This is a genomic window from Thermopetrobacter sp. TC1, assembly GCF_000746275.1.
GTDB lineage: Bacteria > Pseudomonadota > Alphaproteobacteria > Rhizobiales > Aestuariivirgaceae > Thermopetrobacter.
The window spans coordinates 18,326-34,577 of sequence record NZ_JQKX01000002.1; the positions used below are offsets into that span (position 1 = coordinate 18,326).

At 62.1% G+C, this 16,252-nt stretch carries 15 protein-coding genes; 8 read left to right on the forward strand and 7 right to left on the reverse strand.

Annotation, left to right across the window (positions count from 1 at the left end):
• Positions 1-187: 187 nt before the first annotated feature.
• The 4 genes from EK16_RS00230 (at position 188) to EK16_RS00240 (ending at position 3,349) form a co-directional block, all read left to right on the forward strand.
• Positions 188-592 (forward strand): FeoA family protein, encoded by a 405-nt coding sequence (locus EK16_RS00230; RefSeq protein WP_038033410.1) that lies wholly within the window; start codon positions 188-190, stop codon positions 590-592.
• A 31-nt stretch (positions 593-623) separates the two neighbouring features.
• Positions 624-2,516, forward strand: coding sequence for a Fe(2+) transporter permease subunit FeoB (gene feoB / locus EK16_RS00235; protein ID WP_369793063.1), 1,893 nt, complete (start codon positions 624-626; stop codon positions 2,514-2,516).
• Positions 2,517-2,683: 167 nt separating this feature from the next.
• Positions 2,684-3,034, forward strand: coding sequence for a hypothetical protein (locus EK16_RS12600; RefSeq protein WP_369793064.1), 351 nt, complete (start codon positions 2,684-2,686; stop codon positions 3,032-3,034).
• An 87-nt stretch (positions 3,035-3,121) separates the two neighbouring features.
• On the forward strand, positions 3,122-3,349 hold the full coding sequence (locus EK16_RS00240; RefSeq protein ID WP_038033463.1) for a FeoC-like transcriptional regulator: 228 nt from the start codon (positions 3,122-3,124) through the stop codon (positions 3,347-3,349).
• Positions 3,350-3,395: 46 nt separating this feature from the next.
• Here the strand turns inward: EK16_RS00240 and EK16_RS00245 are convergent, their stop codons facing one another.
• The 4 genes from EK16_RS00245 to EK16_RS00260 all read right to left on the reverse strand — a co-directional run bounded on the left by EK16_RS00245 (position 3,396) and on the right by EK16_RS00260 (position 8,069).
• Positions 3,396-5,282 (reverse strand): LysM peptidoglycan-binding domain-containing protein, encoded by a 1,887-nt coding sequence (locus tag EK16_RS00245; protein WP_038033415.1) that lies wholly within the window; start codon positions 5,280-5,282, stop codon positions 3,396-3,398.
• A gap of 148 nt (positions 5,283-5,430) precedes the next feature.
• Complete coding sequence (locus tag EK16_RS00250; protein WP_038033419.1) at positions 5,431-6,156, reverse strand: LysM peptidoglycan-binding domain-containing protein; 726 nt, start codon at positions 6,154-6,156, stop codon at positions 5,431-5,433.
• Positions 6,153-6,836, reverse strand: coding sequence for a rhodanese-like domain-containing protein (locus EK16_RS00255; protein WP_051928691.1), 684 nt, complete (start codon positions 6,834-6,836; stop codon positions 6,153-6,155). The genes EK16_RS00250 and EK16_RS00255 overlap by 4 nt, the downstream gene beginning before the upstream one ends.
• A 612-nt stretch (positions 6,837-7,448) precedes the next feature.
• Entirely contained in the window at positions 7,449-8,069 is a 621-nt protein-coding gene (locus tag EK16_RS00260) for a hypothetical protein (RefSeq protein ID WP_038033423.1), read from the reverse strand.
• Between the two features lie 634 nt (positions 8,070-8,703).
• Between EK16_RS00260 and EK16_RS00265 the strand changes: the two genes are divergently transcribed.
• Positions 8,704-9,036 (forward strand): hypothetical protein, encoded by a 333-nt coding sequence (locus EK16_RS00265; RefSeq protein WP_038033424.1) that lies wholly within the window; start codon positions 8,704-8,706, stop codon positions 9,034-9,036.
• Between the two features lie 73 nt (positions 9,037-9,109).
• On the opposite strand, the gene EK16_RS00270 is transcribed toward EK16_RS00265, so the two are convergent.
• Positions 9,110-9,667: a hypothetical protein gene (locus tag EK16_RS00270; protein ID WP_038033425.1), complete on the reverse strand. Its 558-nt coding sequence runs from the start codon at positions 9,665-9,667 to the stop codon at positions 9,110-9,112.
• Between the two features lie 141 nt (positions 9,668-9,808).
• Between EK16_RS00270 and EK16_RS00275 the strand changes: the two genes are divergently transcribed.
• Positions 9,809-10,621, forward strand: coding sequence for a metallophosphoesterase (locus EK16_RS00275; RefSeq protein ID WP_051928692.1), 813 nt, complete (start codon positions 9,809-9,811; stop codon positions 10,619-10,621).
• 331 nt (positions 10,622-10,952) lie between these two features.
• Here the strand turns inward: EK16_RS00275 and EK16_RS00280 are convergent, their stop codons facing one another.
• Positions 10,953-12,476, reverse strand: a complete 1,524-nt coding sequence (locus EK16_RS00280; protein ID WP_038033427.1) for a tetratricopeptide repeat protein — start codon at positions 12,474-12,476, stop codon at positions 10,953-10,955.
• A 120-nt stretch (positions 12,477-12,596) separates the two neighbouring features.
• On the reverse strand, positions 12,597-13,043 hold the full coding sequence (locus EK16_RS00285) for a nucleotide pyrophosphohydrolase (protein WP_231573545.1): 447 nt from the start codon (positions 13,041-13,043) through the stop codon (positions 12,597-12,599).
• 440 nt (positions 13,044-13,483) lie between these two features.
• Between EK16_RS00285 and aprB the strand changes: the two genes are divergently transcribed.
• Both aprB and aprA read left to right on the forward strand, forming a co-directional pair.
• The gene (gene aprB / locus EK16_RS00290) at positions 13,484-13,942 is read left to right on the forward strand and encodes an adenylyl-sulfate reductase subunit beta (RefSeq protein ID WP_051928693.1); all 459 of its coding nucleotides are present in this window, start codon (positions 13,484-13,486) and stop codon (positions 13,940-13,942) included.
• 158 nt (positions 13,943-14,100) lie between these two features.
• Positions 14,101-16,104: an adenylyl-sulfate reductase subunit alpha gene (gene aprA, locus EK16_RS00295; protein WP_051928694.1), complete on the forward strand. Its 2,004-nt coding sequence runs from the start codon at positions 14,101-14,103 to the stop codon at positions 16,102-16,104.
• Positions 16,105-16,252: the final 148 nt, after the last annotated feature.

The window sequence follows — 16,252 nt, forward strand, 5'->3', positions numbered from 1 at the left end:
CGGACCGGTAGCGGCAGGAGAATGAGGCCCCGGTGCGATGCTCCGATGGTGTCTGGGGATTGAAAGGCCAAAGGGCGCAGGATGCGTCTGGTGCGGGATGACTTGGCAGCGGCGGGATGCATAAGGATGCATCCGCAATTGCGAAAACGGTGAGGCAGTGGCGAATATCGGGAAAGAGTGACGGATCATGACCTTGCAGGCAGACCTTCATGCGCACGCCTTGAGAGAGCAGGAAACGCCCGGCGAGAACGGGGCTGTGCCGGCGCAAACGGCGCAAGTCTCTTCCGCTGCGATGAATGCGCAGGACCGCAAGGCTGATCCGCTCACCGCTGTGCATCATGCGGCCGATCGCCTGTCCCCGCTCACCGAGGCCAGGGCGGGAGAACGGCTGTGCGTGCGTTCTGTTGCCGGCAGCCCAACCTTTTTGCGCCGCATGATGGATCTGGGCTTGCGTGCCGGCATTCCCATCGAGATCGTGCATAAGAACCCGGCCGGTGTTGTGGTGCGTCTGGACGGCATGCGCATGGCCATCAGCCCGGCGGCCGGGCGGCACATTTTCGTGACACCCTGCCCCGGCCGCCCCCGGCGCTGACATGCCTTGATCCTCTCTTCCGGAGCGCGCCATGAAAGCCTGCTGCACCGACGCCGCCCCCGATCCGAAAGGACGCACGGGCGCCACCGGCAAGGACAGCGGCGAACCCCTCAGCCGCACCCTGCGCGTTGCCATCGCCGGCAATCCCAACTGCGGCAAGACCACGCTGTTCAATCTCTTCACCGGCGCGCGCCAGCGCACCGGCAACTGGCCGGGCGTGACCGTGGAACGCAAGAGCGGCACCTTTGCCGATGATGAGGGCACGCTGGAGATCATCGATCTGCCGGGGGTCTATACCCTGCGCCCCATTCCCGGCCGCGAGGATCAGTCGCTGGATGAGAAGATCGCCCGCGATGCCATCGTGCGCGATCCGTTCGATGTGGTGGTGGACGTGGTCGATGCCACCAATCTGGAGCGCAATCTCTATCTTTTGGCGCAGCTGGTGGAAACCGGGCGCCCGGTGGTCATTGCGCTGAACATGATGGACGAGGCGCGCCGGCAGGGGCTGGCCATCGATCCGGCCGCACTGGAAGAGGCAACCGGCGTGCCGGTTGTGCCGATGGTGGCGCGGCAGGCGGAGGGCTTTGCCGATCTTGTGCGCACCATCAGGACGGTGGCGCGCGAGGGGAAGAGGCCTGAGCGTACGGTTGTTTATCCGGAGCCGGTGGAGCGCCTGATCGCCGAGCTTGAGCCGGTGATTGCCTATACCGCCCAAAAGGAGGGCGTATCCCCCCGCTGGCTGGCCGTGCGCCTGATTGAGGGCGATGACCTGGCGCTCAAGCTGGCCGGTGAGGAGACGGCGGGCGTTTTGCGCCGGGCCCTGCCCAAGCTGAAAAAGGCGCTGGGCGAGGATCCGGATCTGGTGATCGCCGATGCGCGCTATGCCTTTGCCCATGCGGCGGCACAGCGGGCGGTGCACCGGCGGGGCGAACTGGCGGCTTCCGCGTCTGATGCCATCGACCGGGTGGTGCTGCACTGGCTGGCAGGGCCGGCGATCTTTCTCTTCGCCATCTATCTGATGTTCCTGCTCACCATCAATGTGGGCGGCGCCTTCGTCGATTTCTTCGATCTGTTCGCGCAGGCCCTGTTCGTGGACGGCACGCGTCAGATCCTCTCCGCCCTTGGCGCACCGGAATGGCTGATCGTCATTCTTGCTGATGGTCTGGGCGCCGGTATCCAGACGGTGGCCACCTTCATTCCCATCATCGGCATTCTCTTTCTCGTGCTCTCGCTGCTGGAGGATTCCGGCTATATGGTGCGGGCCGCCTTTCTCATGGACCGCCTGATGCGCACCATCGGCCTGCCGGGCAAGGCCTTCGTGCCGCTGATCGTCGGCTTCGGCTGCAACGTGCCGGCGGTGCTCTCCGCCCGCACGCTGGAAAATCCGCGCGAGCGCACGCTGGCCATCCTGATGACGCCGTTCATGTCCTGCGGGGCGCGGCTGACGGTCTATGCCCTCTTCGCCGCCGTCTTCTTCCCCAAGGGCGGGCAGAACGTGGTTTTCCTGCTCTATCTCGTCGGGATTGCCGCCGCCATCCTCACCGGACTGCTGTTCAAGCGCACCTTGCTGAAAGGCGAGGCCACGCCCTTCGTCATGGAACTGCCGCCCTACCGCCTGCCGCGGCTGTCCAATCTGTTCCTGCATGCCTGGAACCGGCTGAAAGGATTTGTTTTCGGGGCGGGCAAGGTGATCGTGGTGATTGTTGCCGTGCTCTCCTTTTTCAATCAGATGGGCACGGACGGCAGCTTCGGCCATGCGGACACGGAGCGCTCCATGCTTTCGGCCACGGGCAAGGCCATCACGCCGGTGTTTGCGCCCTTGGGCATCCGGGAGGAGAACTGGCCGGCCACGGTTGGGCTATTCACCGGCGTTTTCGCCAAGGAGGTGGTGGTGGGCACGCTCAATGCCCTTTATGCCACCTAGACGCCGGCGCCCGCCCGCAACAGGAAGAGAGCCCCGGCATCGGCGAAAAGATCGCGGCGGCCTTCGCCTCCATTCCGCAAAACCTCAAAGATCTCGGCGAGGCCTTCATCGATCCGCTCGGCCTTTCCGCCACGGGCGATGCCGAAGCCGTCAAGACCGATCAGGGCGTGAACGAGGCCACCTTCGCCGCCATGCGCAGCCGTTTTGACGGCAAGATCGGCGCCTTTGCCTACATGCTCTTCGTGCTGCTCTATTTCCCCTGCGCGGCCACCTTTGCGGCCATTGCCCGCGAGGCGGGCTTACGCTGGGCGGTGCTCTCCGGCGCATGGAGCTCATGGCTGGGCTGGTCCGTGGCCGTGGCCTTCTATCAGGCGGCCACATTGCCGCGGCATCCGCTTTCTTCCGCCTTGTGGCTCATTGCCCTGGCGGCGGTCATGGCCGGGATCATCGCCCTTCTGCACGTCATCAGCCGGCAGAAGCCGGGCACGCCCTCCTCATTGCCGGCAGCGGCGGAATGATGCTGAAGGGAATGGTGCTCGTAGACATTTGCGGCCACATCGGTCAGCCCCCAGGAACCCCGCTGCGGCCATGACGGTGAAAGGCTCATGCTGGATGCCATTCAGACATATCTGAAGCGCCACAGGCAGGCCTGTCTTGCCGATATCGCCCAGGCCGTCAATGCACCGGCCGAGGCCGTGTTGCCCATGCTGGAGCTTCTGGAAAGCAAGGGGCGCATTGCACGCGCGCAGACAGACACCCGCGCCTGCGGCGGCTGCACCCGCTGTGACCCTGCCGCACTCACGGTCTGGACCTGGCAGGATCAGGCCGAATGAACGCGGGTTATGCCCGGTTTTGAGGCGTCGGCCTGCCCCGGCCCGGTCACTGGGCGGAGGCGCCACTGGCTGTTTGTGGCGGGGCGGTGAAGCGTGAGAAGAAGTTGGTCTTCACCGAGCGCTGGGCTGTGGGCGTTGGCTGCTCCGGCGCCTTTTTGGCATTGGCCGTCTTGCGCGGGCGAAGCCGGGCGCGGCGCGCCTTCTTGCGGCGCTGTGCGGGCCGGGTCTTTTTCGCCGTCGTCTTCTTGCGCACGGTCTTGCCCTTGCCCGTGGCGGGCAATGGCGCCAGCTGAATGGGGCCGGTGAAGGCGGCCGCGGCGCTCTTTTCCGGAATAAGCAGCTCCGTGCCGGGCTTGAGGTTGCGCACGGAAGCGATGCGATCGGCATTGGCGCGAAGAATGAGCGGATAGGCGAGCACATCGCCATAGGCCTCAAAGGCGATGCGGCTTAGGGTATCGCCGCGGCGCACACGGGTATAGCGCTTGCCGTTGCGCATATAGAAGCGCCCGGAATCGGCCGCCGCGCCCGCGGCGAGGCTCGTGTGCGCGCCTTCGCGCTTCAAGGCCTCGATATAGCCCTGCTCACCGGCGTTTCCGGCCTCGGCCGCATCCGGCGGAATGATGCTGGCCAGCAGCAGACGCAGATCTACCTTGCCATCCGCACCGCGCAGGGCGGCGGGCATGGCGGTCTGGCCGGTCTCGTCCAGCGCGCGTTCCAGAAGCCGGGTGACATCCTCCTGACTGCGGCCCTCCGCCAGGGCCCGATCGACCAATGCGGCCAAGGCGCTGCGCAGATCGGCGGTCTGCCGCGGCGTGACGGCGGTGCCGGCGCGGGTGATGTTCTGCAATGCCGCCACCACGTTTTCGGTCAAGGCCTGCATGTCCTTCCTGCTGGCCGCGCCCATGCTCACCGGCGGCTCGGCAGGCGATGCGGCGGCCGCCCTGGCGGCCTTCCTTTCAGGCCCTTTTGCCTTCTCGGCCGATTCATTCTGCGGGGCTGCGGCCTCCTTTCCGGGATTGCCGGCCATGGCCTCACCCACCACGGCGGCCAGCGCCAGGCGCGTATCCACAGCGGCCTGCTCCGTGCCCTTCGCCGGGGCGGATTTTTCCTTCGCTTTCTCCTTCATCTCACCGGCGCCCTTTGCCGGTGCGGACGACGCAGGTATGACAGCCAGTGTTGCGGGCGCTTCCGCAGCCGGAATGATGCGCTCCTCGTCCTTGCGGATGCGCTCCTTGTCATCGGACGCAGATTTGGCTGCGACAACGGACGGCGCCTGTACAGGCGACACGGCCGCAGGCGCAGGCTTCTTCTGCATGGCCTTCCCCTTTTCAGGCTTTTCAGCATTTGCCTCAGCCTTGACGGTGGATGGCATCGTCACCGCCGCCGTCGCTATTACAGCCGCCTTTGTGCTTTCGGATGTGTTTTTGGCGCCTGCGGCAGGGCGCACCGGGCGCAGGATGGTCTCGTTCCTGCGGGGTTTTTGCGCGACAGACGTGGTGTCGCGGACCGCGGCCACGCCCGCATGCTGGGGCGTGGCGGGCGGACGGGCGGCAAGCAGCAGGCCGGCAAGCGTGCCGCCGGCGATGGCGGAGACCACGAAAATGGCCGCGAGAATGGGAAAATGCGCGCGCCAGCCGCCTTCATCCTCCAGCCCGTCAAGCGGCAGATCGGCAAGGGCCTCGCCGCCGCCATGCGCGGGCGCGTGTCCGTGACCTGAGCCCGTGGCAGATGCGGCCGGGGCTGTCCGGGTGCCCGGGCCGGGGTGCGCTGTGGCACCGTTATGTTGGCCAGACAATGGCGCCCTGTTCTGCATGGGCGGAACGGCCTCGGCACCGGCGCGCAGGCGCAGCCTTTGCAGCACGGCCTCGGCGGATTCTGCTGGCGTGCCGGCGGGCCGGCCCTGCAGTCGATCGGGAAACAGAGGTTTGGTCATGACCTTCCGTCCTTTCCGTTTCGCCCCCCGGTCCTGTCTTTGGCGCACATTGCGCGCGAAACGCCCCGTCTTCCTTTCTTCCTGTTTCTCACCGCCGCCCTTGCTTCGCCCTGCCGCCGGGCAATTGGCCGCTGAAGTGCGGCCTGTTTCAGGGCAGCCTGAGCTTCTGCCCGACGTAGAGCAGATCGGGATTGCTCAGGCGGTCCTTGTTGGCCTCGTAGATCTTGCGCCACATGGCGGCATCGCCATAAACGCGGCGGGCGATGGTGCCCAGGGTATCGCCGGGCTGCACGACTACGGTCTTGCCCGCGGCTGCGGCCTGCTGCTCGGCGCGGCCCGCCGTGTCTGCCTCCACGGTGGTGCTTTCGCCCTCGGCCTTCAGCGCGCGGGTGTAGGCATCCTCAGGCGCGGCCTTCTTTTCGGCGCGGCGCACAAGCTCAGCCAGCAAGGCGCGCGGCTCCATGCCGCGACGGGCAAGCAGCTCCTCCAGAGAACCGCCGCCGCGGCCTTCCAGCGCCTCCTGCAACAGCTGCAAGACGTCCTCGGTGCTCTTGCCCTCGGCGGTGGCCTTGTTCACAAGCGCCTGCAGCGCCTGCATGAAATCCTGCCCGCCCGCGGCCGTGTTCTTTCCGCCCGCGGCGGCCTTGCCCTCGCCTGCGGTGAGGCTTTCGATCACCTTTTCGGTAAGGGCCTTCAGCTCCTCGACGTCAGCGCCGGAGTCCGGCATGGGCAGCGGCTCCACCTCGGCGGGGGCCTGCTGCGCCAGCGCGGGCCGCGGCGCGGGCAACAGCCCCGTGGCCATGGCGAGAACCAGCGACAGAACAAGGCCGCTTGCGCCTTTGAACATCTGGATATGCCGCCCGCGCCACTTCATTTCCTGCCTCCCTGCGGCTTGACGGTGGTCAGGCCGAGAAGCTGCCAGCTTTGCATGCCGCCGCGGTAATAGTGCAGCTTTTCCGGCGGATAGCCGGCGGCGATGAGGTTGCGGATCGCGCGCGGCGACTGACCGCACCAGGGGCCGTTGCAGAACAGCAAAAGCTCGCGGGCGCCACCGAAATCCCAGGTGCCGTCCTCCAGCTTCTTGGCGCCGAGCACGAGCAGGATCTTGTCGCGATAGGGATTGTCCGGCGCCAGCAGGGTGAAGGGAATGTTGACGGCGCCCGGAATGGTGCCCTTGCGATACCAGGCGGGAATGCGGGCATCGACGAGAACGCCCTTGCCCTTTTCCACCTTCTTCTTGAGAAAATCGATGAGTTCAAGCTCGCCCACCGTGTTCACGCCCGGGGCCGCCGTCATCGGCTGAATGCAGAACGGCGGACAGGGACGGGATGTCTTGGTATAGCTGTTGGTGAGCCTGTGCTTGGTATCCTGGATGCGTTCGATGCGGATGGTCTTGCCGCCAACCTTGACATCCACATAGGGCATGCCCGGCGCGATGTTGACCTTGCGCGTCTCGGCCGCCTGCACCTGAACGGCAGCCAGGCCGAACAGCGCCGACAGAGCAATGATACGCCAAACACTCTTGAATATACGCACACCACCTGACACGAACATGGCTCGTCACTCCGCCTTGCGCCCCCCTGGTCATAGAGCGCTGCGGTGCATCCCGTTTGCGCACATCCGGCGCGGGCCGCACCGGCATCATGCGCATACGCCACCACAACACACGCCCCGCCTGCCGGGCGATGATAGCGGCGTCAAACGCGGCAGGTCAGCAATTTCTTTATATAAGGTTAATGCGGCAGTATGACCAAATTGCGAACGCATTCAGACGCTTCCATGCCAGGCAGTATCAACGGCCACGTTACACGACGCAACGTTGCCATCTTTCTCGTCACCCCGGCGAAAGCCGGGGTCTCGGGCCGCAAACTCATGCGTTTGTGGCCTTAGATACCGGCTTTCGCCGGTATGACGATGGGGGTGTCGTGTAGTATGATCAGCGGCCACACATGATGGCGGGCAAAAAAGACCCGGAAAAGGCCGCGAGGGGCCGTTTTCCGGGTCAAGTCCAGGGAGGATAAACGCACTCACGATCGCAAGGTCAGGACCGCCTTGGCCTTGCCGGTTGCGAAAGGCAAAAGACTTTCATCCCGGCTTCTCACATCCGTCCTTTAGTCCTGCACAGACGAACGGACTGACGGGGTTGGCCGCTCGTGGTCAGCGCGTTCAGCGGCTGTTGCCGCCGGTGGAAGGCGTCATGGAGGTGCCCATCTTGGCAAAGGCATCCATCCAGGTGGTCATCATCTTCATCCACGGATTGGGATCCATCATCTTGGCCATGGCGTTGATGTAGTTGGGATCAGTCATCATCTTGATGTAGGGCTCCATGATCTTGGGATCGGCCCACTTCATCATGGCCTCGACATACTTGGGATCGGTCATCATCTTGATGTAGGGCTCGATGACCTTGGGATCCACCATCTTGGCCATCATTTCCATGTAACGCGGATCGGTCATGATCTTCACATAGCTCTCAACGAGCTTGGGATCCGCCATCTTCATCATCATTTCGATGTAGCGCGGATCCGTCATGATCCTGACATAGCCCTCGATGAGCTTGGGATCCGCCATCTTCATCATCATCTCGACATAGGCGGGATTGAGCATCAGGTTCATCCAATCCGTCATGAATTTCGGATCGAGAACCTGGGTCATGGCCTTCGCCCAATCCTCGGTGGAGGTGGCAAGGCTCCCCGCCATGTCGGATGCGGCCTTCTCGGCCATGGTCGGCGTGACCACCAGGGCAAGCCCCAGCGCCACGGCAGCAGCGCGCAGTGTCTTTTTCATGTCAACCCTTCCTTGATGCCTCGATGTATCCGGATGATCCGTCCACGCAACCGGATAACTGGCGTTTCCCTCTTCAGCCGGCGCCCTACCCTTCTGCGATGGCGCGCCCTCTTCCGGCCGGCTTTGAACAACCATGCAAGCGGCATGCGGCGGGCAGCCAGAAAAGGCGGCCGGCGGCACGGCCCGTTTTATATACTCATATTCAAATATATGAAAGCGTATATGGGTGAGGCAGGTTGTCGCAAGTGTCTATCACTTTTCAGGAGGCATCTGAAGCGGGTGTTCTGGAGTGAGCATCTGTGCTTTGGCGGGCGCGCATTCTGGTGCCGGTTGTGGCGCATGGCAGGGCATGTGTGCGGCCTGAAAGAGGCCAGGCCGGAAAACGTGTGGTGTTTCAGCTTTTGACTCTTCATCAACCTTTTGTTTACCCTTTCATCAGGTGCGCCGCTTGCGGGCCCGCCCTGAAAGGCGGCGCTGGCATGCGCCCTGCATCGGCGGGAAAGGCTGTGTGCAGGCGTTTCATGCCGGATCAGGCAATGGCGCCGGTGGCATACGCTGTTTAGGCTGATGGTGCGCCCGGTCTGCCATGCAGGCGGATGAAAAGGCGTACTGATGGGAAGGGGAGACTGGGCACGTGCAGCGTGCGGGTGTGAGCGGAGTGGTGTTCGGGCGTGGCCGGCGGGCGGTGATCGCCAGGGCGGTGATGCTCGCCCTGTTCGGGCTCGGATACGGGGCGCTGCCGGCCGAAGCGGCGCAGGCGGTGGCGCAATTCCGGGTCGGTATTCGCATCCTGCCGGTGAAGCGCACGGATACGCTCAAATCGCTGCCGGTTCAGCCCTCACCCTCCGCTCTGGCACAGACCACGGCTGTCACTGCGCCGCCGCTACCGCGCAAACGCCCCGCCTTGCTCATTCCGGCACGCTTCACGCTTTCCGTGCCTGCTCAGGCCCAAGCGGACAACGACTGAGCCCTTGCGCCCGTGGCACCTCCGGTCCCGAAAGAGGGGCGCCTCCTTATCAATAAATGAATCATCCGGCCGTTTAGGCTTCTTCTTCATGTGCGGAGGTGGGCCAGGGGATGTCCTCGTGGCCGCCGTGATCATAGGGCTGATAGCGCCGTCTGGCCTTGCGCAGGATTTCCGTGGTCTTCTGATGCCAATCACCGTCCACGGCGTTGATGCCGCCCTCGCGCTCGCCGGCCTCGGCGAAATGCAGGATCTTTTCCGCCTTGCGCAGGCGCTGGCGCGCATAATCGAGGATCTGCGGATGACAGGGGCCGGGCTTGCGCGGCCGCATCTCGCGCACGCCGCGCTCGATGTTGGCCGCCACCTCCACCTGCAGCAGGATCCAGTCGTTGAACTCGCGATCGCGGATATCGCGCACCAGCGCATGCGCCTCGCGCCACTGATCGGAGCGCTTCAGCCGCTCGCGGGTGGGAAAGGGATGGGCCTCAAGAAGATCAACGATCAGCTGCCACTTTTCCACCTCCCGCCGCGCGTTGTCCACATAGGAGACGGACTCGCCCGCCTCCTGCATCTCCACGATGGCGTTGATGCGCGCCAGTTTTTCCCGGGCGGACAATGTGCGGAAAAGGGACATCGTGCTTCCGAAGTGATCCGTTTGGGCGCTAGGGTTGCCAAAAGCGCCCTCACACTTTATGCCTCGCCAGCACGAATGTGAAGCATTCGCAGTTTCACCTCCCGGAATCGATCACAAAACCGGAACGCGAAGGCAAGGCCCATGCGCATCGCGCAGATCACCGACACCCACATCGCCGTGCCGCCTCTGGCCGCGCGCGAGGCCGATCTTGAACGGCACATCAATGCCATTCTGGCGCTCGATCCCCGGCCCGATCTCGTGGTGCACACCGGCGATGCCGCCAATTCCGGCAGCGCGGAGGAATATGCGGTTTTGCGCCGGCTGATGGCGCGCCTGCCCATGCCCTGGGTCATCGTGCCGGGAAACCGCGATTCGCGGGCGCGCATGCGCGCGGCCTTTGCCGGTCTGCCCTGGATCGAGAAGCAGGACAATGCGCAAGGCGATGCGCAGGCGCCGCTGATTTTCACCGTGCAGCTGGGCCCGCTTTTGCTGATTGGCATGGACAGCAAGGGCCCGCGCACCAACAAGGGCTGGATGGATGAAGAGCGCCTGGCCCGGCTCGATTCGCTGCTTGCGCAAGCGGGCGGCGCGCCGGTGGTCATCGCCATGCATCATCCGCCTTTCGTGATTACTGAGATGAGCGATTCCCGCCAGTTTGCCGACTGGGACCACGTGCGCGCGCTTGAGGCCTGCCTCCTTCGCCATCCGAACGTGGAACTCATCATCACCGGCCACACCCATCGCTTCGCCCGCGGGCAAATCGCTAAGCGCCCGGCCTTCACCATGCCCGCCGCCGCCCATGATCTCCGCAAAGGCTCAGCCCGCGCCCTGGGCGAGGCCCCGGCCATCCTCATGCATGATTTCACCGCCAACGGCCGCTGGCAGGAAACGCGGCTCATACAGGGCAAGACCGATCCTGCCCCCGCCCCTCTCCCGGCCGCCAGCGAGTGCTGACGAGCTTGCGGGGCTCCCGGTGGCTCTTTTTGAAGGAAGGGGCCTCTTCAGGATTAAGTTTAGGGGCTGTCCTGGAAACTGGTTTTGCTGTTCCACAACTCATTGAATGTCAAGCACGGCCCTGTGGGCCGCCGCGTAGCGGTTTCATGCTTGACATTCAATGAGTTGCGAAAAGAATGGTCATGAAGCGCCAATGGCGAAAAATCGCCATTGGCGCTTCTCTCAGCCCTGAAAAATCATGCTATTGAGAAATTGAAAAATCACCACGATCTCAATAACATAAAGCAAAATTGATTTATTTATCCTGGACAGACCCTTTATAAAACAGCAGTTATTTTGCTGAAACAGCAGCTTTGTTCTCGCTCCTGCTCCTGATTTCCTGCAAGGTTTTTCTGATCGGTTTGATCAACGTTTCGTCTGGCTGCTTCCCAACCATCTTGCAGGTCTGCACATAGCGATCCAGGAACGTTTCCGTACGGGATGGGGGGATGTAGGACTTTTGCACGGCCAACGCAATTGTCCGCAGGGCTTCGGCATAGCTGCGACATGCCTGCGCCGGCTGTCCGGCGTGCATGTGAATGCGCCCCAAATTGCCCAGGGCATTGGCCAGGGACAACAGATGAAAGGGATTTTCGCGCGCCATGTTGCGATAAAGAGAGATGGCCTCCTTTTCCGTTTCGAGAGCTTGCTGTTGTTTTCCATTTTCGTCAAGACGCAAGGCCAGTTCATCAAGGGCCGGTGGAAGATTTTTTGCAAAAAAATCAGGATTTTTCTTGGAGAGTTTGCGAATTATTTCCACGGCAGTCTTTGCATCGGCAAGGGCTTCTTGTTTCTTGCCCAATTTGGAAAGGATCGCCGCCTTGATAATGAGATTGTGCGATTTGAGGAAAAGGGCCACTTCCTCCTCTATTTTTTTGCTGAGCATCTGATCCATGAGAAGGGCTTTCTGAATCATATCTAATGCTTGATGAAAATCTCCAGCCTCTTGAAGCATTGTCGCAAGATTGCCAAGTTCGACATCATATGGAAATAGATAGCTTTCTGGATGTATAAGGGATAGCTTGCGCAATATTTTTACAATTTCTTTCTGAAGTTGTATCGCGTCTTTATGGTTATCGGCATTTAATTGCTCGTATATGGAATGCTTTAACTCATCAATATATTTTCCTCCAAACTGAAGTGGAAATTTTTGATAAAAATTCTTGAGCATCGTCACTCTTTGTTCTTTTATTTTAAGGGCATCCTTTTTCTTGTTCATTTTCTTATAATGATTTTCCAGTATTTTCAGGTAATCAATCAGATTTCGCCCGTGAAATTGCGGATTGGCCGCAAGCCCGTCCATTTCAATCAGAATCGCTTCATTGAGCGCCTTCAGCGCTTCCTGATTGCGCCCCCGCTCGGCCAGACGATGATGGAGGTCGATCAGGCTTCTGGAGAGATCGGGCAAATATTCTTCAGGATCCTTTTTGGCCAGCTCGCGATATCTGGCCACGGCCGCCTGGGCCGATTCGAGCGTATCATGCGTTTCTGTCCGCCTCTTTAATCGATCCAAAAACTTTTTCAGTTCAGCATTCCCTTCAATATCGGGTTTGTTGTTCTTCTTTTCAGAACACTGAAGTATGCCTCTTCGGCGTTCTAAACCGGGGCTATTCGGAGAATCCACATAAAATGCCATTTTCTCTTGGTATTGATGCGTGCGGGACGAAAAATCATGTATTTGGCTTTCCAGGGCAAAGGCACTTCCCGTCGCGATGATCAGGGTGAAAATGTTGATGAGCGCGGCGCAAAGCCCTTTTTTCTTCCAATACATGAAAACAAGCCGGGCGAATGCATCTTTTGCGCTTTTCCTGATCATCCTGTGCCGCATTCCATCTCATGGGATCAATCACACTCCCGCGATGATAGAAAATTATTCAGGAAATGCAACCAGAAACATCCGGGGCGAGGATCTCTCTGCCCGGAATGAGAAGAAAGATCACGTCTTTTCATTCCGCCGCGGGTTCGGCGTGGTGGCATAGGCCGTATACTTATCGGCGCGGCCGCGGGCCTTTTCGGCGGGGTAGCGCTGTTCGTTCAGGGCGATTTTCTCTTCCGCCGCCTGAGCGAGGTCAAAGCCGGCGGCTTCGGCGATCAACAGCAGATAGAGCAGCACATCGGCGCATTCCATGCGCAGCGCCTCATGCCGCTCTCCGCCGGGCCGCGCCATGGCCTCAAAGCGCGCCTCATCGATCCACTGGCAGAGCTCCAGCGCCTCCGCCGCCTCGAGATTGAGCGAGATGAGCAGATTCTTCAATGAATGAAACTGCTTCCAGTCCCGCGCGTCGCGAAAGGCAATCAGCCGCGCCGTCAGCCGCGCCAGCGCATCATCGCCGCCGGCATCGCTGCCTTCTGCATCGCTCCTTGCGCGCATTGCCTCATCCATGCCCGCCGTCGCCTCTTGCCGTTCGCGCCCGTTCCTGAAAGAATGCCATCGTGCGTCCGTTTGCGCGGCACACGAACCGACATGACGGTTGCCCGATGCCGGCAGCATCGTCAACGGGGGGCAAGATGCCGCACCCTGTTGTCCACATCCGCCTTGCGGGAAGGCGGGCGCTTGTATATCAGACAAATTTGATTTACACGATCATGAATATGTTGGAGGGGTCACCCTCCGGCATGGGAAGAGGGAACCGACTGCAGGGGGTCCGAAAAGGAAAACCCTGAAGGGATGTCCATCCTCTCCCCATTTCGGTGCGGGAGGGGGTGCGCTGTGCAGGGCGTTTTCGTGACGGCGTGTCGCGCCTGGGCACTGAACCGAGCCTTCGCGCGGGACGTTTTTCGCGACGCCCGATAAGGTTCACGCCAACCAGAAAGAGGAGAGGCATGCCTACTTTCGTTCACACCGAAAAGTGCGATGGCTGCAAGGGCGGTGAGGTCACCGTCTGCATGTACATCTGCCCGAACGACCTGATGAAGCTGGACGTTGAGGGCGAGTTCACCGGCCACAAGATGAAGGCCTTCAATCAGGAGCCCGATCAGTGCTGGGAGTGCCTGTGCTGCGCCAAGCACTGCCCGCAGCAGGCCATTGAGCTGCGTCCCTTCGCGGACTGGGCGCCGATGGGCGGCACGGCCATTCCGCTGCGCACCGACCAGGCCATCATGTGGACCATCAAGTTCCGCGATGGCGAGCTGAAGCGCTTCAAGTTCCCGATCCGCACCACGCCTGTGGGCTCCATCGATCCCTACGGCAACAAGCCGGAGGCCGATCCTGCCGATCTCGACAGCCCGCGCCTGTTCACCGAGACCGAGGTGAAGCAGGTGGATCCGTCGCGCGGCGCCTGATCGGCCCGGGGGAGCAAGGATCACGAAGAACCGTCACGAGGGGCGAGATCGCGTCGCTTTGAGGCGCATGGCAAAATGAAGGGGCCGCGATGCATGAGCGGGCCTGATCGCCCCGAGGGAGTGGTGACCGATAACTGTTTGCATGAGGGAAACAGACGATGAGTGAACCCAGCTTCGGCAATCCTGAAATTGTCGAAATCGATACCGACATCCTGATCGTCGGCGGCGGCATGGCCGCCTGCGGCGCGGCGTTCGAGGCCAAGCGCTGGGCCGGCGACGACATCAAGATCACCCTGGTGGACAAGGCGGCCATGGACCGCTCCGGCGCCGTGGCGCAGGGTCTGTCCGCCATCAACACCTACATCGGCGAGAACGAGGTCGAGGATTATGTCCGCATGGTCCACGCCGACCTGATGGGCATCACGCGTGACGACCTCGTCTTCGACGTCGGCCGTCACGTGGACGATTCCGTGCATCTCTTCGAGGAGTGGGGCCTGCCCATCTGGAAGACCCTCGATGACGGCACCCGCGTGGACGGCGCCACCTGGCAGAAGAAGGGTGGCAAGATGCTCAAGGACGGCGGCAAGCCCGTCCGCTCCGGCCGCTGGCAGATCATGATCAACGGTGAGTCCTACAAGGTCATCGTTGCCGAGGCGGCCAAGAAGGCTCTGGGCATGGAGAACATCTACGAGCGCGTCTTCATCATCAAGTACGTGCTCGACAAGAACGAGCCCAACCGCGTCGCCGGTGCCATTGGCTTCTCCAACCGCGAGCACAAGCTCTACATCTTCCGCGCCAACGCCATCCTCAACGTGGCCGGCGGTGCGGTGAACATCTTCCGTCCGCGCACCACGGGCGAGGGCATGGGCCGCGTGTGGTATCCGGTGTGGAACGCCGGCTCCACCTACGCCATGGCCGCGGAGGTCGGCGCCGAGCTGACCATGATGGAGAACCGCTTCGTGCCCACCCGCTTCAAGGACGGCTACGGCCCGGTGGGTGCCTGGTTCCTGCTGTTCAAGTCCAAGGCGCAGAACGGCTTCGGCGAGGACTACATCGTCAAGAACGCCGACATGCTGAAGGACTTCGCGCCCTACGACAAGGCGGCGGTGGTGCCCACCTGCCTGCGCAACCACGCCATGCTCAAGGAAATGAAGGAGGGCCGTGGTCCGATCTACATGGACACGCCGACCGCTCTGAAGGAGCTGGAGCAGACCCTCACCCCGCAGGAGGTGAAGCACCTGGAGGCCGAGGCGTGGGAGGACTTCCTCGACATGTGCATCGGCCAGGCCTCGCTGTGGGCGTGCCTGAACATCCGTCCGGAGCGTGACAAGTCCGAGCTGATGCCGACCGAGCCCTACCTGCTCGGCTCGCACTCCGGCTGCTCCGGCATCTGGGTCTCCGGTCCGGAGGATCTGGAGGGCATCCCGGATCACTATCACTGGGGCTACAACCGCATGACCACGGTGAAGGGCCTCTTCACCGCCGGTGACGGTGTCGGTGCCTCCGGTCACAAGTTCTCCTCCGGCTCCCACGCCGAGGGCCGCATCGCCGGCAAGTCCATGGTCCGCTTTGTGCGCGATCACAAGGACTTCAAGCCGGAGCTGTCCAAGTCCGTGGACGAGCTGGTCGAGGAGATCTATCGTCCGGTGCGCAACTTCCTCGAGCACAAGGACAAGACCACGGCCATCGACGTCAACCCGAACTACATCACGCCGCGTATGCTGCAGCTGCGCCTGCAGAAGATCATGGACGAGTACGTGGCGGGTGTGGCCACCTACTATCAGACCAACAAGACCCTGCTCGAGGAAGGCCTGAAATACCTCCTGATGCTGAAGGAGGACGCCAAGAAGATGCGGGCCAAGGATCTCCACGAGCTGCTGCGCGCGTGGGAGAACTATCACCGCATCTGGGCGGCGGAGGCCCATCTGCGTCACATCCTCTTCCGCGAGGAGACGCGCTATCCGGGCTTCTACTATCGCGCCGACTATCCGAACCTCGACGAGGAGAACTGGCACTGCTTCGTCAACTCCCGCTACAACCCCGAGACGGGCGAGTGGGAGATCAAGAAGGTCAAATGGGTGGCCCTCGTCGATCACCCCGCCACCAACTTCAAGGCGGGCGATTCCGGCCCGGGCGAGGCGCAGAAGCCCGCCAACGTCTGATCCGGAATTTCGGCAGAAGGACGAGGCATCCCACACGCTTCACGAACCGGCAAGGGCGCTGCTTCCCACAGAGGGGGCAGCGCCCTTCCCCTTTCCGGTCCGCCTCGCCTGATCACATCTCCCCCAACGGCCTGAACCGGATGGACTC

What these genes read in the sequence shown, in the direction of transcription:
- EK16_RS00240 (WP_038033463.1), top strand. Translation starts at nt 3,122, where the DNA reads ATGCTGGATGCCATTCAGACATATCTGAAGCGCCACAGGCAGGCCTGT.
- aprA (WP_051928694.1), top strand. Translation starts at nt 14,101, where the DNA reads ATGAGTGAACCCAGCTTCGGCAATCCTGAAATTGTCGAAATCGATACC.
- EK16_RS00255 (WP_051928691.1), bottom strand. Translation starts at nt 6,836, where the DNA reads ATGTTCGTGTCAGGTGGTGTGCGTATATTCAAGAGTGTTTGGCGTATC.
- EK16_RS00275 (WP_051928692.1), top strand. Translation starts at nt 9,809, where the DNA reads ATGCGCATCGCGCAGATCACCGACACCCACATCGCCGTGCCGCCTCTG.
- feoB (WP_369793063.1), top strand. Translation starts at nt 624, where the DNA reads ATGAAAGCCTGCTGCACCGACGCCGCCCCCGATCCGAAAGGACGCACG.
- EK16_RS00245 (WP_038033415.1), bottom strand. Translation starts at nt 5,282, where the DNA reads ATGACCAAACCTCTGTTTCCCGATCGACTGCAGGGCCGGCCCGCCGGC.
- EK16_RS00230 (WP_038033410.1), top strand. Translation starts at nt 188, where the DNA reads ATGACCTTGCAGGCAGACCTTCATGCGCACGCCTTGAGAGAGCAGGAA.
- EK16_RS00250 (WP_038033419.1), bottom strand. Translation starts at nt 6,156, where the DNA reads ATGAAGTGGCGCGGGCGGCATATCCAGATGTTCAAAGGCGCAAGCGGC.
- EK16_RS00280 (WP_038033427.1), bottom strand. Translation starts at nt 12,476, where the DNA reads ATGATCAGGAAAAGCGCAAAAGATGCATTCGCCCGGCTTGTTTTCATG.
- EK16_RS00270 (WP_038033425.1), bottom strand. Translation starts at nt 9,667, where the DNA reads ATGTCCCTTTTCCGCACATTGTCCGCCCGGGAAAAACTGGCGCGCATC.
- EK16_RS00285 (WP_231573545.1), bottom strand. Translation starts at nt 13,043, where the DNA reads ATGGATGAGGCAATGCGCGCAAGGAGCGATGCAGAAGGCAGCGATGCC.
- aprB (WP_051928693.1), top strand. Translation starts at nt 13,484, where the DNA reads ATGCCTACTTTCGTTCACACCGAAAAGTGCGATGGCTGCAAGGGCGGT.
- EK16_RS00260 (WP_038033423.1), bottom strand. Translation starts at nt 8,069, where the DNA reads ATGAAAAAGACACTGCGCGCTGCTGCCGTGGCGCTGGGGCTTGCCCTG.